The sequence below is a fragment of the Neobacillus niacini NBRC 15566 genome (assembly GCF_001591505.1).
Lineage (GTDB): Bacteria > Bacillota > Bacilli > Bacillales > Cytobacillaceae > Neobacillus > Neobacillus niacini.
This window is the reverse complement of the sequence record NZ_BCVA01000013.1, coordinates 26,705-42,599: the sequence shown is the minus strand read 5'-3', so window position 1 is coordinate 42,599 and position 15,895 is coordinate 26,705. Positions and strand designations below refer to the sequence as shown.

Sequence of the window (15,895 nt, the reverse complement as noted above, 5' to 3'; positions counted from 1 at the left end):
AAATTTTTATAGGAAATGGTTATTGCTATAGATATAAATTATTTACATGACTACTTCTCAGATAGTGGAAAATGCACTTAACCATTTCTCCAAAAAAGTGGGCTAGATTACACTACTTATAAGTCAGCGTTTTATTACCTTAACGTTGTAGACTGTCAATTCCTGACACTATCCCTTTAGGAAAGATCCTATCCTTTTTCATGAATCTCCGTTTCAATCGCTTCTACATGCTCTTCATTAAGCTTTTGTTTTGGATGAGGATGAAACCACTGGATTTCTCCTTCATGAACAAACCCTTTGAACTCGTGTCCTTGCACTTTAAGAGTGACTTGGCGGCGCTCGTGCATTCGGTCTTCAAACGCTTGTGTCATTTCAATGTCATTAATCCTACTAGAAACCCCATGTTCTCCCAACAAATCACGGATTTTGTTTTCAATTTTCGCTTCTTTTTCCTCACCTAGTATTTGTTTTGGATGTGGATGCATCCATGTAATTTCACCCTCTTGAAAATGACCTTTAAACTCATTGTCATCAACCTTAAAAGAGAATTCGTGTCTTTGGTGTACTGGGTGGCCACTAAGTATTTGTTCAACTTCAAAATTCCTAACTTCCGTCATTCGCTTTCCTCCTTAGTAATCTACATGTTAAGAGGATGTCCAAAATCTCAGAAAAAATGACTAACCAACCATTTTGTACCTACCACTAAAATTTGTTCTTTTTACATAAGGTCATATCATCAAATCGAAGAAAAATCATTAGACTGAAATATTTATTTCTACTTTTGTGAAAGTTTAGTTATAGTCATCTACCTTTTCAACCTTAACTGGTTGATTATTAAAATATAGTGTTTTGTCCCAGCCTCACTTGTTTTTGGCAGGATTCGTTTGGTATCAAACCGGGTAAGTATTGATATACCCTTTTGACTAATAAACGAGGAGGATTGGAACATGGAACGAAACAACACAATTATGCAATTTTTTGAGTGGCATCTAGAGCCGGATGGAAGGCACTGGAGACGTCTAAAGGAGATGGCGACAGAATTAAAAGAAAAAGGAATTACCTCTGTCTGGATACCACCAGTAACAAAAGCAACCTCACGTGATGATAATGGGTATGCCCCATATGATTTATACGATCTGGGTCAATTTAATCAAAAAGGTTCCATTCGGACAAAATATGGGACGAAACAAGAACTGATAGAAGCCATAATGGAATGTCAAAAAGCCGGCATAAAAGTGTATGTAGATGTAGTAATGAACCATAAAGCGGGTGCTGATGAGACGGAATTAATTAAAGTGATTGAAGTGGACCAGGAGGACCGGACCAAAGAAATATCAGAACCATTTGAAATTGAAGCTTGGACAAAATTTACATTTCAAGAACGTGAAGGGAAGTATTCTCCATTCGAGTGGAGATATGAACATTTTACCGGAACAGATTATGATGAAAAGACAGGGAAATCAGGAATATTTAAAATCCTTGCTGATGACAAGGATTGGAGTAAACATGTAGATGATGAAAACGGAAATTATGACTACCTAATGCTTGCCGATATTGACTATGAACATCCAGAGGTAAAAAAAGAAATGATAGAATGGGGAAAATGGCTTGCGGATACCCTTGACTGTGATGGTTACAGGCTTGATGCAATCAAGCACATTAACCACTATTTCGTTCGCGAGTTTGTAGAGGAGATGCGTAAACACCGAGGCGATGATTTTTATTTTGTCGGAGAAGTCTGGAAAACTGAGCTTCATGCATGTCAAAAATACCTTGATCATGTCGATTATCAAATAGATTTGTTTGATGTACCCTTGCATTATAAGCTACATAAAGCCTCCAATGAAGGCAGTGATTTTGATTTAACCAGTATTTTTGAGGATACCCTTGTAAATTCCCATCCTCAAAATGCTGTTACCTTCGTTGATAATCATGATACTCAGCCCCAAGAATCCCTTGAATCGTGGGTTCAGGACTGGTTTAAGCCTAGTGCATATGCCCTGATTCTCCTTAGAAGAGATGGTAATCCGTGTCTGTTCTATGGAGATTATTATGGAATCGGAGGACCGGAGCCAGAAGAAGGACACGAAGAAATTCTTGATCGCCTTCTCTTTGCCAGATACGAAAAAGCATACGGGGAACAGCATGATTACTTCGACCATCCAAATACCATTGGCTGGGTCCGGCTGGGTGTGAAAGAACTTAAGTACTCTGGTTGTGCAGTCGTTATTTCTAATGGAGAGGATGGCGAGAAAAGAATGTACGTAGGCGAAAGGAAGGCTGGAGAAACATGGGTGGACCTAACAAACTCAAGGGATGACCAGATAACTATCGAAGATGATGGATATGCCACTTTCCCGGTTAACGGTGGCAGCGTTTCTATTTGGGCTTACCATCCTAGTGAGTAATGCAAACTATATATGGGAAATTCAAGCAATCTTAAATATAGACTCTGTTATAGCTGAATGTTGATATGGAAAATAAGCAGAGAAATTCCGACTAACTTGAGAAATACCCATATTTTCTTAAAAATAAGAGGAGTTTTTCCTTTTATATGATTCAAATCTTTGGATTTTGTCTAATTTTGAGCGGTTAAGCGGAAAATCTCCGCTTATATCAGCCTCTTGAGCTTCCTCTATATACATTACCAGGAAAATCTCCGCCTAAGATTTTTCATGCCTCCACGAAAATCAACAATAAATAATAATAGAGTCTAAATACAAAAACAAATGTCCACTGTACGTGGACATTTTGTTTATTTTGTCTTTTTGTGGTGACAGGCACCTATAAAAGTGATTCCGCTCCATCAATGTAGATCTCACTTCCGGTTATGTGGTTTGATTGTTTGGAGGCAAGGAATAGTACTAGATCGGCGACTTGCTCGGGTTTTCCTGGTTTGTGTTCTAATGGTTGGTTCCCTTCCGGGTATTCAATCAGAATTTCCACCTTTTTTAGGTTTTCGGTTTCCTTCCATGTGTTTTCATTGATATTTGTTTCAATCGCTCCTGGGCAGATCATGTTGACTCTAATACCATAATTGGCAAGCTCAAGCGCCGCCATTTTTCCAAAGCCCATTTGACCAATTTTTGATGTACTATAGGCGGACATGCCAATATTTTTATAGATCCTGTTCCCGTTAATGGAACTAGTAATAATGATACTTCCCCCATTTGTCTTTAAATGCGGGATTGCATATTTTACCGTTAAAAAGGTACTCGTTAAATTATTGGAAATGGTTAAGTCCCATTCTTCCGGCTCCAAGTCTTCTATAGGCGCCACTTCCCCATTAATCCCCGCGTTAGCAAAGACCACATCGATTCTTCCCCACTGATCAATGGTTTTTTTATAGACGTTCTCTACTTCCTTCGGGTGAGACACATTGGCTTCCAAGACAAGCGCTTCACTTCCCATATCTTCGATTTGTTTTTTGACCTCTTCCACATTTTCTTTATGCAAATCTACTAAAGCAATTTTTCCTCCGTTTTGAGCAAGCTTCAAAGCAGAAGCCCTTCCTATCCCTGAGCCAGCCCCTGTAACAACAGCAACCTGATTTTGAAGTAGATTTTCCACGTTAAAAACCCTCCTTAATGGTGATGTATATTACTATATCCACCATAGAGATTTTGAAACATAAAGATTATATTACTAGGTTTCACTTTCCTATAAAAAGGGTACCGAATGGAGAGTGTAGTCTTTCCCTGCTCTTTCTTAATTTTGTGGTTACATATTTTCGTAAGGAGGATTCTATGAATAATAAGAAGGCTGTTCAATTAAGTAGCTTTACCATTAACAATGAAAAAACTGCTCCTTTAACGACTAACCAAGGGCTAAAAGTATCAGAAGATGAGTTTTCATTAAAGGCTGGGTTAAGAGGGCCTACATTGATGGAGGATTTTCATTTTCGAGAAAAAATGACTCATTTTGACCATGAACGGATCCCCGAACGGGTTGTTCATGCCCGTGGTGTAGGGGCACATGGAAACTTTCAACTCTATGAATCTCTAGTCGAATATACAAAAGCTGATTTTCTTACCGACACATCCAAAACCACACCTGTTTTTGTCCGCTTCTCAACGGTACAAGGCTCAAGAGGGTCAAGCGATACGGTTCGTGACGTCCGAGGGTTTGCGACCAAATTTTATACAGATGAAGGTAACTTTGATTTAGTTGGTAATAATATGCCTGTTTTCTTTATTCAAGATGCGATTAAGTTCCCTGACTTTGTACATGCTCTTAAACCCGAACCACATACGGAAATACCACAAGGGGCAAGCGCTCACGATACGTTTTGGGATTTTATAGGCCAAAATCATGAATCCGCCCATATGGTGATGTGGGCCATGAGTGACCGTGCCATTCCGCGCAGCCTGCGGATGATGGAGGGATTTGGTGTGCACACCTTCAGACTGATTAATGCAGATGGAGAAGCACATTTTGTCAAATTCCACTGGAAGCCTCTTCTTGGTGTACATTCACTAGTCTGGGATGAAGCACAGAGGATTGCAGGTAAAAACCCTGACTTCCATCGCCAAGACTTGTATGAAGCGATTGAGAAAGGGGATTTTCCGGAATGGGAGTTAGGCCTGCAAATCATTCCAGAAAAAGATGAATTCAATTTTGACTTTGACATTCTAGATCCTACAAAAATATGGCCAGAAGAAGAAGTACCTGTAAAGATCGTAGGTAAAATGACCTTAAATCGAAATGTTAGCAACTTTTTCGCCGAAACAGAACAAGTCGCTTTTCATCCTGGTCACGTCGTCCCAGGGATTGATTTTTCAAACGATCCTCTCTTACAAGGACGTTTATTTTCCTATACAGATACACAGCTTTCCCGCCTAGGAGGTCCAAATTTCCACCAGATTCCAATTAATCAACCTGTCTGTCCATTTCATAATAATCAGCGGGATGGTATGCATCAGATGGCGATTCATCAAGGACAAACAAGCTATCATCGGAATGGTTTAAATGCCAATCAGCCTGAGCCGGCACCGGTTGAACTAGGGGGCTATGAATCTTATCAGGAAAAAATCGATGGTCGTAAAATTAGAGGCCGTAGTGAGAGTTTTCTAGATTTCTACTCTCAAGCGAAGCTATTCTTCAACAGTTTAGCTCCATTTGAACAAAAGCACTTAAAGGATGCATTCAGCTTTGAGCTTGGGAAATGTAAGTCGGAAATGGTTAAAAATAACGCGGTTGCGCTATTAAATCATATTGACCGTCAAGTGGCGGAAGAAGTCGCAGGCAATATTGGAGCAGAACTTCCTGAGGAAAATCTGGAGGTACAATCTGATAAAAAGTCTCCTGCCCTTAGTATGGCAAACACTGTGAAGCAACCGGCTACTAAATGTACCGCTATTTTGTTAGATGGTGTGCCTGATGATGAAAAATTAACAGATTGGATTCGAACGCTGGCGCAATATAATATCAATTATAGTATTGTGGCAAAAAGGATGTATACGATTAGCCCTGTTTTAAAAGTAACAGATACGTTTGATACAGCAGATTCAAGTCTTTTTGACGCAGCAATATTGATTAGTTCGGGTTCCGAAGCCGATCCGTCTGTATTAGAATTTATTGAAACAACCTATAAACACTTCAAACCTTTGGCAATGGCCGTTGATGATTACACAGCCCTAGATAGATGTCGTGTGGTGTTAAATGCACCTGGTGTTTATGATTTAACCAAGGCTGGTATTACTCCATTCATTGAAGGAATGGCACAGGGACGTTTCTGGGAACGTACATTATGAGCAAAAAAGCCCTGAACAATTTTAATGTTCAGGGCTTTGTGCTAATTTCAACCATATGAAAAGACTACCTCCTTGTTTTTAGGAAATAGTCTATTCTTTAGAAACAAGTTATTTAAGTGGCCAGTTCTTAGTTTGGTTGGAGAATGTACTGAACTACTTCTCAATAGAGAAAGGCTCAGTTACATCATGAAGCCCATTCATTTTAAAAGTTTCACTTATACTTTCGTTCACTTTGTGAATCATCCTTAGTCTTAAATTTTTCCCTTTCATCTTCCATCTCTATTTTCAAATCCTCTAACGGTATTTGATCAACAAATTCCTGACCTTCTAACTTTTCATAGGCTTTTTGTTTATTCTCTTTTGGTGATTTACTACCTCTACTCATATTTTTTCACCTCAGATATATCGTTTTGTATTATATAACCTTTAATAATAAGGATTAAACATTTAATCGTGAAGAATTATTACTAGAAAGCAGGGTTAAATCTTAACATGGCGGGTAAATATTAATATCTTGTTTTCTAGCAAACTAAATTAAATAGCGAGGAGTCGACTAAAATTGAATATCTTATTGACATCAACAGCAAGAAGAATAGACTTTGTAGGATTTTTTCAGGAAGCTTTAAAAGATGCTGGTATCGACGGAAAAGTAATTACTGCTGATCCTGAATATAATGCCCCATCGCTCCAAGCAGGAGACGAAAACTATGTAATTCCACAGCAAACGGATTCAAATTATATTGAAACTATAGTGGAGATATGTAAGAAACATCAGGTGAACTGTCTTGTTCCATTGAATGATTGGGAAGTACCGCAAATAGCTGCACACAAAAATGAATTGGAGAAATTAGGTGTATCCGTATTTGCCCCGGATTTAAATATTGTCAAAAAGGTGCGGGACAAAGCAAAGTACTGGGAGCTGCTCGAACCGTTTGGTGTTAAGACTCCTCTTACCTACCTCAATGTTGAAGATGCGAAGAAGGCATTGGAAAAACAAGAAGTATCCTTTCCATTAATCATCAAGCCCCGAAATGGTTCGGCCTCAATTGGGGTAGAAATTATCGATAATGTAGAGGATATGGAATTTGCCTATCAGCTTGTCGTTCGAAAGATTAAAGAAAGTCCATTGGATGGTGACACATCAAGAGAACCGGAGGACAATGTCATTATTCAGGAAGTGATTGAAGGTGATAAATTTAGTTTGGATATGTTTAACGATTTAAATGGCCGCTTTCTTACTTCATTCGCTCGAAAGCAATTAGGTATGAGGGGCGGAGATATCGATCGGTGCATTACGGTCAATATCCCAGAATTAACAGAAATCGCACAGCGATTAGCTAAAGGCTTTGGCCATGCAGGCTATATGAACACGGATGTCTATTTCAATGGTACCGATTATTACATTATTGACATCAACCCCCGCTTTGGCGGAGGTTATGCTTTTACCCATTCAGCAGGAGCGGATATACCTGCGGCAATCATTGCGCTAACCGCCGGTAAACAGGTAAAAGAGGAATGGCTGCGTCAAAAACCTGATATCGAGCTAGCACGACATGACACGGTTGTTTCGATAAATAAACAAAAAGTGATGGAAGTACTATAAGGGTAACATTGAAAGTAAACAAATTTAAAAAATGGAGGATGGATAAAATGGGCGATCCAATCCCCTTATTACAAGAACTAATAAAAATAAACAGCTCTACAAAAGCAGGTGCGAACGAAGCAATTGCTTATTGTGAACAATGGTTAACAGACCATGGCCTCCCCGTTAAAAAAATAGAGAATAATGGGTTTCACATGCTTGTATGTGAAATTGGCCAAGGTGATCATACGGTTGTATTAAACGGACATATCGATGTCATTGAAGCAGAGGAAAGACAATTCCAACCCTATATCAAAGATGGGAAAATGTATGGCCGCGGTACAGTGGATATGAAAGCAGGAGTGGCTGCTTTCATGCTGGCAGCAGCACAATTGAAAAACTGGCCCTTAACTTCCAGGGTCATGCTTCAAATCGTTCCAGATGAGGAGACCGGCGGCCTTAACGGGACCAAATTTTTAACAAAAAATGGTTATTTAGGAGATTTTATTATTTGCGGTGAACCAACAAATATGGGGATTGCCATCCAATCGAAAGGCGTGCTTCAGCTCGATATTACCGTCCAGGGGAAATCAGCCCATGGGAGTCGTCCATGGGAAGGCACGAATGCAATAACCAAAGCGATTAATCTTTTTGAAGATATTTTAGAGCTTCCTTTTGCACAAGAAAGCTCCCCTATGTTTACTAAGCCATCTATCAATCTGGCAAAGATCCAAGGAGGAACCGTCTATAATAAGGTACCGGATCTATGCGAAATGTCCCTGGATATTAGATATCTGCCAGACCAGTCTCCGGATGATATAGTTCATCAGATCCAGGCAATAACAGACGCTAAAGTAACAACCCATATGTGCAATAATCCGGTCAAAACAACAGCAGACAATCCTTATGTAAAAGCATTAGGCGAATCAATTAAACGGATTACCCAGCTCGAAAAAGTAACCATATTCGGTCAGCATGGTTCCAACGATGGACAGTTTTTCAACGAGTATGGAGGTTCAGCTGTAGAATTTGGCCCCGTTGGCAGCGACTGGCATGGAGAGAACGAAATGGTTTTTATCGAATCGGTGAGAGAATATCAGGATGTGCTGGTGAATTTTATTTTGACCTTGGATGATTATCTAAATAATCACCGATGATTAGGTGATTAGGAACTACCTGGATACCCGATTTATATAAAAAATTAGAGAATCGTATGAGACGCTCATTGTAAACAGCAGAGTTAAATCCTGAACTAACAAAAGAGATAAATAAAGAGGCTTTCCAAAAGTTCAAATAACTCATGGGAAGCCTCTTATTCATACCCCTGATACAAAAAAATGTTAGCCTTTTGTTACCCTAGGTTACTTTCATTGTATCAAAAGAACAAAAATCCCGTTTTTTATAGGATTCTAGGGACATGATTACATCATGCCGCTTATAAGATGAGAGTGTGTAATATCTTTATCGCTGTGTGTAAAAAGCACGGAGTATTTATAAAACCTAACAAAAACAAGTAACACTTGTAATTTATCACCTACTACTAACTCTTCGCCTCGTATCCACCCTTTCCTTCAACCCAGAATGGATGACTATCAGTTTTTTCTATTACTTTATTACCAGTGGAAACCTTGTAGACGGTATCTCTCTTATTTTGGAACAGTTGAGTTACCTCTTTATAAGCTGTTTCACCATTATGTAATTGTGACATTATTATCTTACTCTTGAGTAAACTCTCATCAAAAGATAGTATATAGTTTGGGATATATTTAGGAAGGAGACAACATGGATAAGCGTATTTATTTTTTAATGATCATATCCTTTATTATAGGTCTGGTTGAACTGATCATTAGCGGAATCTTAGATTTGATTGCAGAGGATTTACATGTAAGCATCGGCCAAGCCGGTTTGCTGATCACTGTTTTTGCTGTCATTTTTGCAGTTGCAGCGCCAATTTTACTTGTCATGACAGCTAAAATTGAAAGAAAACGGCTAACATTAGTTTGCTTGTACATCTTTTTAATTGGTTGTATCGTAACAGTATTTGCACCTACATTTACTATTTTGTTTATAGGAAGAATTATTTTAGCGTTAAGTGGAGCGCTATTAATCATATTGTGTTTAGTTATGGCTCCTAGCTTAGTAGGAGAACAGTATAAAGGCAGGGCCATTGGGATCGTCTCTGTGGGAGTAAGTGCTTCGTTAGTTTTAGGGGTACCGCTCGGACTTATCATCGGAGATAGTTTTGGCTGGAGAGCACCATTCGTACTTATAACTATTTTAACAGCATTATCAATTATTGGCGTTCATGTATTAATGGGGAGTATACAACCAAAACCTCAAATTCCATTGAGGCAGCAGCTTGCAGCATTTAAAAATCACAAAATCACATTAGGGCTGACAACGACATTCCTCTATATGACAGGTCATACGATGATGTATGCCTATTTTAAGCCTTATTTAGAAGCGACCACTGGTTTTAATGCTACTTGGATTAGTGTCATCTATTTCATTTTTGGTTTTTCTGCTGTAGTCGGTGGAGGTCTTGGCGGTGTAATGGCAGATTTATTGGGATCAAGAAAAACAATGGTTATTGCCCTAGTCGTTTTTAGTGCTATATTCTTTATATTGCCATATTCAACAGATTTCTCTCCAGTATTTCTCATCATCATTATTATTTGGGGGATTCTCAGTTGGGCGATTTCACCGGCCATGCAATCTTATTTGATTGAAATAGCTCCTGAATCATCGGAAATTCAGCAAAGCTTAAATAATTCAGCTCTTCATTTAGGTGTCGCTGTTGGTTCAGTGATTGGAGCTGGAATTGTAGATACATTTTCAGTCGAAGTAAATCCATTTGCAGGTGGAATATTCATCATCTTATCATTCATAACTGTCGTCATTTCTATTAGCAGTAAGAAAAAGGCTTCTTATAAAACAAAAAGCGCAATTTGAGTAATTTCAAGTTGCGCTCTTTTAATGTATATTTCTTTTCCTACAAGGTAATTTAAAAAATTTATGACTATGAAGATTTAACACCGCATAGTCTTAGGCACACTCATACATCACTTCTTGCCGAGACCAGTGTATCACTCGAACAAATCATGGTTCGTCTCGTTCATACCGATGACTAGATAACTGGGTCGATTGGCCAATCCCATTCTGAAAGCTCAAAGTGTTCATTTTTGATTGGGCTATCAAAGGAACCTGCTAACTCAGCTGCATCTTCCCTAGAGAGCACTAGCTAAAAACTGATGATGAGAAGCCTGGTAGGCAGCCTCTAGCACGGGATATTATTAGGATTAATGATGATCGTAGCCTGTTTAACAACGAGCAAAGGACTTGTTACAGCTTGTTCTTCATACTTCCATAAACTATTTCCAAAGGTATCTTACAAAACATTTGCTATTAGTTTGTCTATTTTTAGTGCAATAGTTGCTAATATTGGTCTAACACAGTTAATTGCTATTTCTGTACCTGTATTAAAAGCTATTTACCCATTAGCTATTGTTTTAATTTTCCTAACATTTTTTCATTCTTTATTTAAAGGTAAACCTGAAGTTTATCAAGGAAGCTTACTATTAACATTTATTGTTAGTTTCTTTGATGGATTAAATGGAGCTGGTATACACTTTTCATCTATTAATCATTTCTTTAATGCAATTCTTCCTATGTACGAGGTCGGACTAGGTGGATGATTCCAGCTATTGTTGGAGGATTCATAGGGTACGGCAGCAGCCGATTACGAGTGAAATTCATTCCTAATCATCCAAAACTAGATTGATTAATAAATAAATATTTTAAAAAGAGATCTAGGAATAATGCCTAGATCTCTTTTTTATGAATATGGAGATAGTTGTTCTAGCGTATTAAACGATTTTTATTAAACAAAAAAGACCCCAGCCAAAATTGGTTGAAGGCCTGTCGAATTTTCTTAAGAGATGCCTTTGAAATTAGGAGCATGACTAGAGTCTATAATTAAGAACCTTATTTACGGAATATGGAGAAAATCCACCCCCATTTATCTTTAGGTCTTTGAATGGCTTTTTCTAAGCGTTTATTAAAGTCATTTTGTGAAAGCCATTCTTTTTTCATTTCTTCTCGGAGATTTTGTAATTCACTTTGTAAATATTCGTTCTTTAGTTTTTCCTGTTCCAGCAATGTTTCATAATGAATGTTTTCCTGTTCAGATAATTTCTCAATCCTAGCTTGGGTTTTTTGAGCTGAATTTGAAATGTTCGAACTTAAGTGATGATGATCCTGCTTTAGCCCGGTAACCGTAGATTTAAGTTCGGTTATATCGTTTATTACTTGGACATTCATTTCACGTGTAGCAGCGAGCTCACTGGCTAAATACGCTAACATCTCTTTTAAATGACTGGGATCTTGTGGGAAATTGGCATATGAATCAGATATTGCAATCTCTGTTTGATTTGATCCTTCTAATTTTTCTTTTTGTTGATATGCAAGATCTTTAGCCGTACTGTCTAGAGGCTTGTCCGTATCGCGTAACGCTATAAGTGCTTCAATATCGGTTTGAACAAAGATACGCCGATCGCCCTCTTTTAAAAACTCATAGCCATTTCGCTCTAAAATTTGGCCATATTTCCGAACAGTAGGTGTTGCAATCCCAGCTTCTTCAGCTACTTCCTTGGAGGTGAAAGAGCGCTCAAACGGTTGAATATCATTTCGCATAACTGACCACCTTTTTTATAAATAAATATGAAGGGTTATTGATGAATTTTCAAGAGCCATATCACCTAGCGATATAAATAAAAAGAAACGATTATACCCGTTCCCTGCGAAGTAATGTCTTGAAGCTTGGCCGTATCGGGGATCGATATGTCTCTTTAATTGTCCGATTCAAAAATCATATCGCCCAGTGATACGATAGAAAAAAGACTATTGAACACTGATGTAAAAGACGAATTGGCAATTAAAATAGAAAATATTACTTCAAGCCTTGAAAACAGTAATAAAGAAATTGCTGAATTGAGAGCATCTAATGAAGAAAAATCAATCAGTGATTGAGGCGTTAAGAAGTCTAGTAGCTGAGCAAGAAATGCAGCTAAAAGAATAGGGGTAGACAGGTCATTTATAACTAAGATTCGAAAAAAATTAGATATTTGATGATTGATTAAAGAGGCTTTTAAAGCCCTTTTTATATTTTTTCTTAAACTAAAAATGAGGGATGATGGATGGAGTCATATCACCTAGCGATATAAATAAAAAAAGAGAAGATTATCCCCTTTCCTTACCAATTAATAACCTGAGGTTTGGCCGTATCGGGTGGCGATATAACTCTTTAATATCATATTTATAAGACGTATCGCCCAGCGATACGATAAACAAAAAGAACTATTTAGCTTCTTCCGAAGAAGTTCCGATTAAAACGGTTCTTCTTTTTTGTTTAAATTCTCAACCGCAGAAAAACGACATGGTCTTTTAACAGTTTCATCCTGAGGATTAGTTATATAACGTGACGCTATAGTATCATTCATCTTGAACCAATATATTTTTTCGGTGAATAATTCAGCAAAAACTACATATTATTTCCCCGAAAATACAAAATTCGACTAGTTTTCTGATTTTTCCACTAAAAAATGGCCTCCTAAAATGAAGGCCCCCTAACACCTAGTTGTATAACAAATACTTCTCACGAAAAATATTAGCTTGGATAAGATTGTATTCACAAAACCTCCATAAAAGTTCTCACTATTTACATTGTGCAAAACTTCACAATGAAGTAATATATGAGTTTACATTGTGAACGCATTCACAAAAATAAGATTCTATTTTGAAAGAGGTTGTGATTTATATGACAAAATTCTGTAAGATTTGTAACGCTCCTCTAGGAGATGAAAATACAGTCGTGATTGATCATTCTTATACTTTTTCTCATAGACATTGTTTCCAGTTTACAATGGAAAACTATTGCACAATCTTAGAAATTGGTACTTTTAAAAATATAAAAAAAAGTACTTGTCTAACTCATTAAAAAGAACGGTAAACAAACCAAAAAGTTTTGTGAAAAATTCAATTCATAAATTTACTTTTAAAATATCTTCCTAATGTGCAAAAAAGGTCTGATGAAAAATTTCACCAGACCTCCACTTACTATATTAATAAATAAAAATTGCAGTGTTTAATACCACCGATTAATGGCTCCTTGGCACCTTAAAAAAATTCCATTGCTCTAGTTTCCAACTGGTCTCTGGATGTTTATTCTCCTCCAGTAACACCTAGTGCTTCGCCAGTGATTGCTGCTGCACCGTCTGAAGCTAAGAATAAAGCTGTTGCTGCAATTTCTGAAGGTTCAAGTAAACGTCCTAACCATTGGCCACCAAGGATATGTGTTTTCAATGCTTCTTCTACTGTAGTTCCATCTTTTTCAGCAAGTACTGGTAATTGTTTTTCAATTAGGCTTGTACGAGTTGGTCCAGGTAAAATTGAATTCGCTGTAATACCGTATTCAGCATTTTCCATTGCAACTACATTTGTAAACCCAATTTGTCCGTATTTTGCTGCAACATATGCAGATTTATATTTATCAGGTCTTCTACCGTGTCCTGAAGAAATTGTTATGATACGACCATATTTTTGCTTCTTCATTGCAGGAAGTACATGTTTCGTTGCTAAGAATGTCCCTTTTAGAATAACATCCACCACTAGATCCCATTTTTCTTCTGGAAATTCATCAGTAGGTGAAATAAACTGAAGACCAGCATTGTTTACTAGTACGTCTACTGTTCCACGGTCTGCAATAACCTGTTCAACTGCTGATTTCACACTTTCTTCATTTGCTACGTTTGCTTTGTATCCTTTTGCCTTTCCTAATTTTTCTGCCGCCGCATTTGCTGCCTCTTCATTTAAATCAAAGATTGCAACAAAGTCCCCATTTTTCACAAATTCCTCTGCGATCGCATAGCCGATTCCTTGAGCTGCACCGGTTACGATTACTGTACGTTCTTTTTGAGTTGTCATTGTTAGTTCCTCCTGCATTTCGAATTTATTATTATCAAACATATGATTAACTACTTACTTGTGTGGAACCTTCTCGATTGATCCACCTCCTCAATGGAAGCTTTTCAGAAATCAATAAATAATAATGGCTGTAATTAATACTGCAATTAGTGCAAGTAAATTAGCACCCGTTACGGCGATAAATTGATACTTAAAGCCATTTTTGTGAGTAAGTCCTGTTAACGCTAAGAAAGTTAATACTGCACCATTATGCGGCATAAGTGTAAACACTGATGATGCAACCGCTGATACTCTATGGATTACTTCAGGGTTAAGCCCCATATCTAAGTAGCTTTGACCGAATGCTTGCATAACAATTCCTAATGCTCCTGATGCAGAACCTGTTATCCCGCCAAAAAGAGCAGAAGCAACAGATAAACTGATAAGCGGATTACCCGGAATGTTTAAAATAAAGTCAGAAATATACTTAAATCCAGGAGAAAAGGTGATAATCACACCAAAAGCTACGGCTGATGAAGTGAAGAAAACCGGCATAATCGAACCGCTTGCGCCTTCATTAATCACTGCTTTTTGACTTGGGATATATTTTTTAAATAAAATTGCTGAAACAATAACAGCAGCAGCTAATCCGATCACAATAATATTTGGTACTTTTAAAACACTGCCAACGATGATAATAGCAATCAAAAGTAAAATTGGAACGATACTTAAGAAAAAGGAGGGGATTTCCTTTTTTAATGCTTCATCCGATTCTTTCACATTAAAATAAGCAAATGTCTCTCCGTTTGCTATACTTTTATTTAACGTAAATTTCATATACCATAAACCAAAGGCCGCTGCTACAACCGCTCCAATAATTCCTAAAAGTGGTGCTGCCGTAAGGGTTGTACCAAGATAGGCCGTAGGGACCACATTTTGAATAGATGGTGTAGCAGGTAACATGGTCATGGTGAACGTACCTAAACCGACCTGAATAGGTATTACTACTAAGTTCCATGCAATATTCAATTGTTTAAATAATGGTTTTGCCAGTGGAATAAGTACAAATATAACAACGAATAAACTAACTCCACCATACGTTAAAATAGCCGTAATGATGAGTAGTGCTACTAATACAGAAAAGGGATTTTTTGTTCCTGTTTTTTCAAGAATTTTTTGTGCAATCGATTGAGCAGCTCCACTTTTATCGATATATTTAGCTAAAATTGCTCCTAAAAGAAAGACTGCAAAGAAATTTATTACAAAGTCAGTTAAACCCGTCATATAGGAATTTTCTTTCCCAATTAAGGAAGCGAAAAAGTCCAGCTGGTTTGTTATGATCACGATAATTGCTGCAATAGGAGCAACAATCAAAATACTAAAGCCTTTCATTGCTCCATAAATAACTACTATGATTCCAAGTAATATACCAATAACTTGAATGATATCCATGATGTTCTTCCCCTCATATTTTTATGTTAGTATTTCCTAAAATCTTTTCCTTCTTTTATCTTTAATTCACATATCTCGAAGTCAAGATATGTATCTAAAAAAATTAATTAAAATTCCCTATTACTGTGTTTCCTGTACTATATTAAAT

Annotated in this window: 13 protein-coding genes and 2 pseudogenes; 8 read left to right on the top strand and 7 right to left on the bottom strand. The window is 37.4% G+C overall.

The features are described from left to right. Positions 1-188: 188 nt before the first annotated feature. Positions 189-617 (bottom strand): hypothetical protein, encoded by a 429-nt coding sequence (locus tag BANA01_RS12525; RefSeq protein WP_034675276.1) that lies wholly within the window; start codon positions 615-617, stop codon positions 189-191. 330 nt (positions 618-947) lie between these two features. On the opposite strand from BANA01_RS12525, the gene BANA01_RS12520 reads away from it, so the two are divergent. Further along, on the top strand, positions 948-2,408 hold the full coding sequence (locus BANA01_RS12520) for an alpha-amylase (protein WP_034675273.1): 1,461 nt from the start codon (positions 948-950) through the stop codon (positions 2,406-2,408). Between the two features lie 376 nt (positions 2,409-2,784). Here the strand turns inward: BANA01_RS12520 and BANA01_RS12515 are convergent, their stop codons facing one another. Continuing rightward, the gene (locus BANA01_RS12515) at positions 2,785-3,570 is read right to left on the bottom strand and encodes an SDR family oxidoreductase (RefSeq protein ID WP_063253385.1); all 786 of its coding nucleotides are present in this window, start codon (positions 3,568-3,570) and stop codon (positions 2,785-2,787) included. A gap of 176 nt (positions 3,571-3,746) precedes the next feature. Here BANA01_RS12515 and BANA01_RS12510 point away from each other — a divergent pair, with 176 nt between their 5' ends. After that, the gene (locus BANA01_RS12510) at positions 3,747-5,753 is read left to right on the top strand and encodes a catalase (protein WP_063253384.1); all 2,007 of its coding nucleotides are present in this window, start codon (positions 3,747-3,749) and stop codon (positions 5,751-5,753) included. A gap of 211 nt (positions 5,754-5,964) precedes the next feature. On the opposite strand, the gene BANA01_RS29535 is transcribed toward BANA01_RS12510, so the two are convergent. Continuing rightward, on the bottom strand, positions 5,965-6,138 hold the full coding sequence (locus BANA01_RS29535; RefSeq protein ID WP_157411778.1) for a hypothetical protein: 174 nt from the start codon (positions 6,136-6,138) through the stop codon (positions 5,965-5,967). Positions 6,139-6,312: 174 nt separating this feature from the next. On the opposite strand from BANA01_RS29535, the gene BANA01_RS12505 reads away from it, so the two are divergent. Both BANA01_RS12505 and BANA01_RS12500 read left to right on the top strand, forming a co-directional pair. After that, the gene (locus BANA01_RS12505) at positions 6,313-7,356 is read left to right on the top strand and encodes an ATP-grasp domain-containing protein (RefSeq protein WP_063253383.1); all 1,044 of its coding nucleotides are present in this window, start codon (positions 6,313-6,315) and stop codon (positions 7,354-7,356) included. Between the two features lie 47 nt (positions 7,357-7,403). Continuing rightward, positions 7,404-8,492, top strand: coding sequence for a M20 family metallopeptidase (locus tag BANA01_RS12500; protein WP_063253382.1), 1,089 nt, complete (start codon positions 7,404-7,406; stop codon positions 8,490-8,492). Positions 8,493-8,875: 383 nt separating this feature from the next. Here BANA01_RS12500 and BANA01_RS29530 read toward each other — a convergent pair whose 3' ends face one another. Further along, on the bottom strand, positions 8,876-9,043 hold the full coding sequence (locus BANA01_RS29530; protein WP_157411777.1) for a hypothetical protein: 168 nt from the start codon (positions 9,041-9,043) through the stop codon (positions 8,876-8,878). Positions 9,044-9,117: 74 nt separating this feature from the next. Here BANA01_RS29530 and BANA01_RS12495 point away from each other — a divergent pair, with 74 nt between their 5' ends. The 3 genes and pseudogenes from BANA01_RS12495 to BANA01_RS12490 form a co-directional block, all read left to right on the top strand. Continuing rightward, positions 9,118-10,287 carry an MFS transporter gene (locus BANA01_RS12495; protein WP_063253381.1) on the top strand — a complete coding sequence of 390 codons (1,170 nt, stop codon included), beginning with the start codon at positions 9,118-9,120 and terminating at the stop codon, positions 10,285-10,287. A 77-nt stretch (positions 10,288-10,364) separates the two neighbouring features. Continuing rightward, a pseudogene (locus BANA01_RS30360) lies at positions 10,365-10,463 on the top strand (site-specific integrase); the annotation flags it as partial. 156 nt (positions 10,464-10,619) lie between these two features. Continuing rightward, positions 10,620-11,116: pseudogene (locus BANA01_RS12490) on the top strand (branched-chain amino acid transport system II carrier protein); the annotation flags it as partial. A 203-nt stretch (positions 11,117-11,319) separates the two neighbouring features. Here the strand turns inward: BANA01_RS12490 and BANA01_RS12485 are convergent. Continuing rightward, entirely contained in the window at positions 11,320-12,027 is a 708-nt protein-coding gene (locus BANA01_RS12485; RefSeq protein WP_063253380.1) for an SH3 domain-containing protein, read from the bottom strand. A gap of 210 nt (positions 12,028-12,237) precedes the next feature. Between BANA01_RS12485 and BANA01_RS30590 the strand changes: the two genes are divergently transcribed. Next, a complete protein-coding gene (locus tag BANA01_RS30590) occupies positions 12,238-12,363 on the top strand; it encodes a hypothetical protein (protein WP_268875079.1) in 126 nt (41 codons plus the stop codon). 1,191 nt (positions 12,364-13,554) lie between these two features. On the opposite strand, the gene BANA01_RS12480 is transcribed toward BANA01_RS30590, so the two are convergent. Together BANA01_RS12480 and BANA01_RS12475 are read right to left on the bottom strand one after the other, a co-directional pair. Further along, on the bottom strand, positions 13,555-14,316 hold the full coding sequence (locus BANA01_RS12480) for a 3-hydroxybutyrate dehydrogenase (protein ID WP_063253379.1): 762 nt from the start codon (positions 14,314-14,316) through the stop codon (positions 13,555-13,557). A 111-nt stretch (positions 14,317-14,427) separates the two neighbouring features. After that, positions 14,428-15,747: a GntP family permease gene (locus BANA01_RS12475; RefSeq protein ID WP_063253378.1), complete on the bottom strand. Its 1,320-nt coding sequence runs from the start codon at positions 15,745-15,747 to the stop codon at positions 14,428-14,430. Positions 15,748-15,895 lie beyond the last annotated feature (148 nt).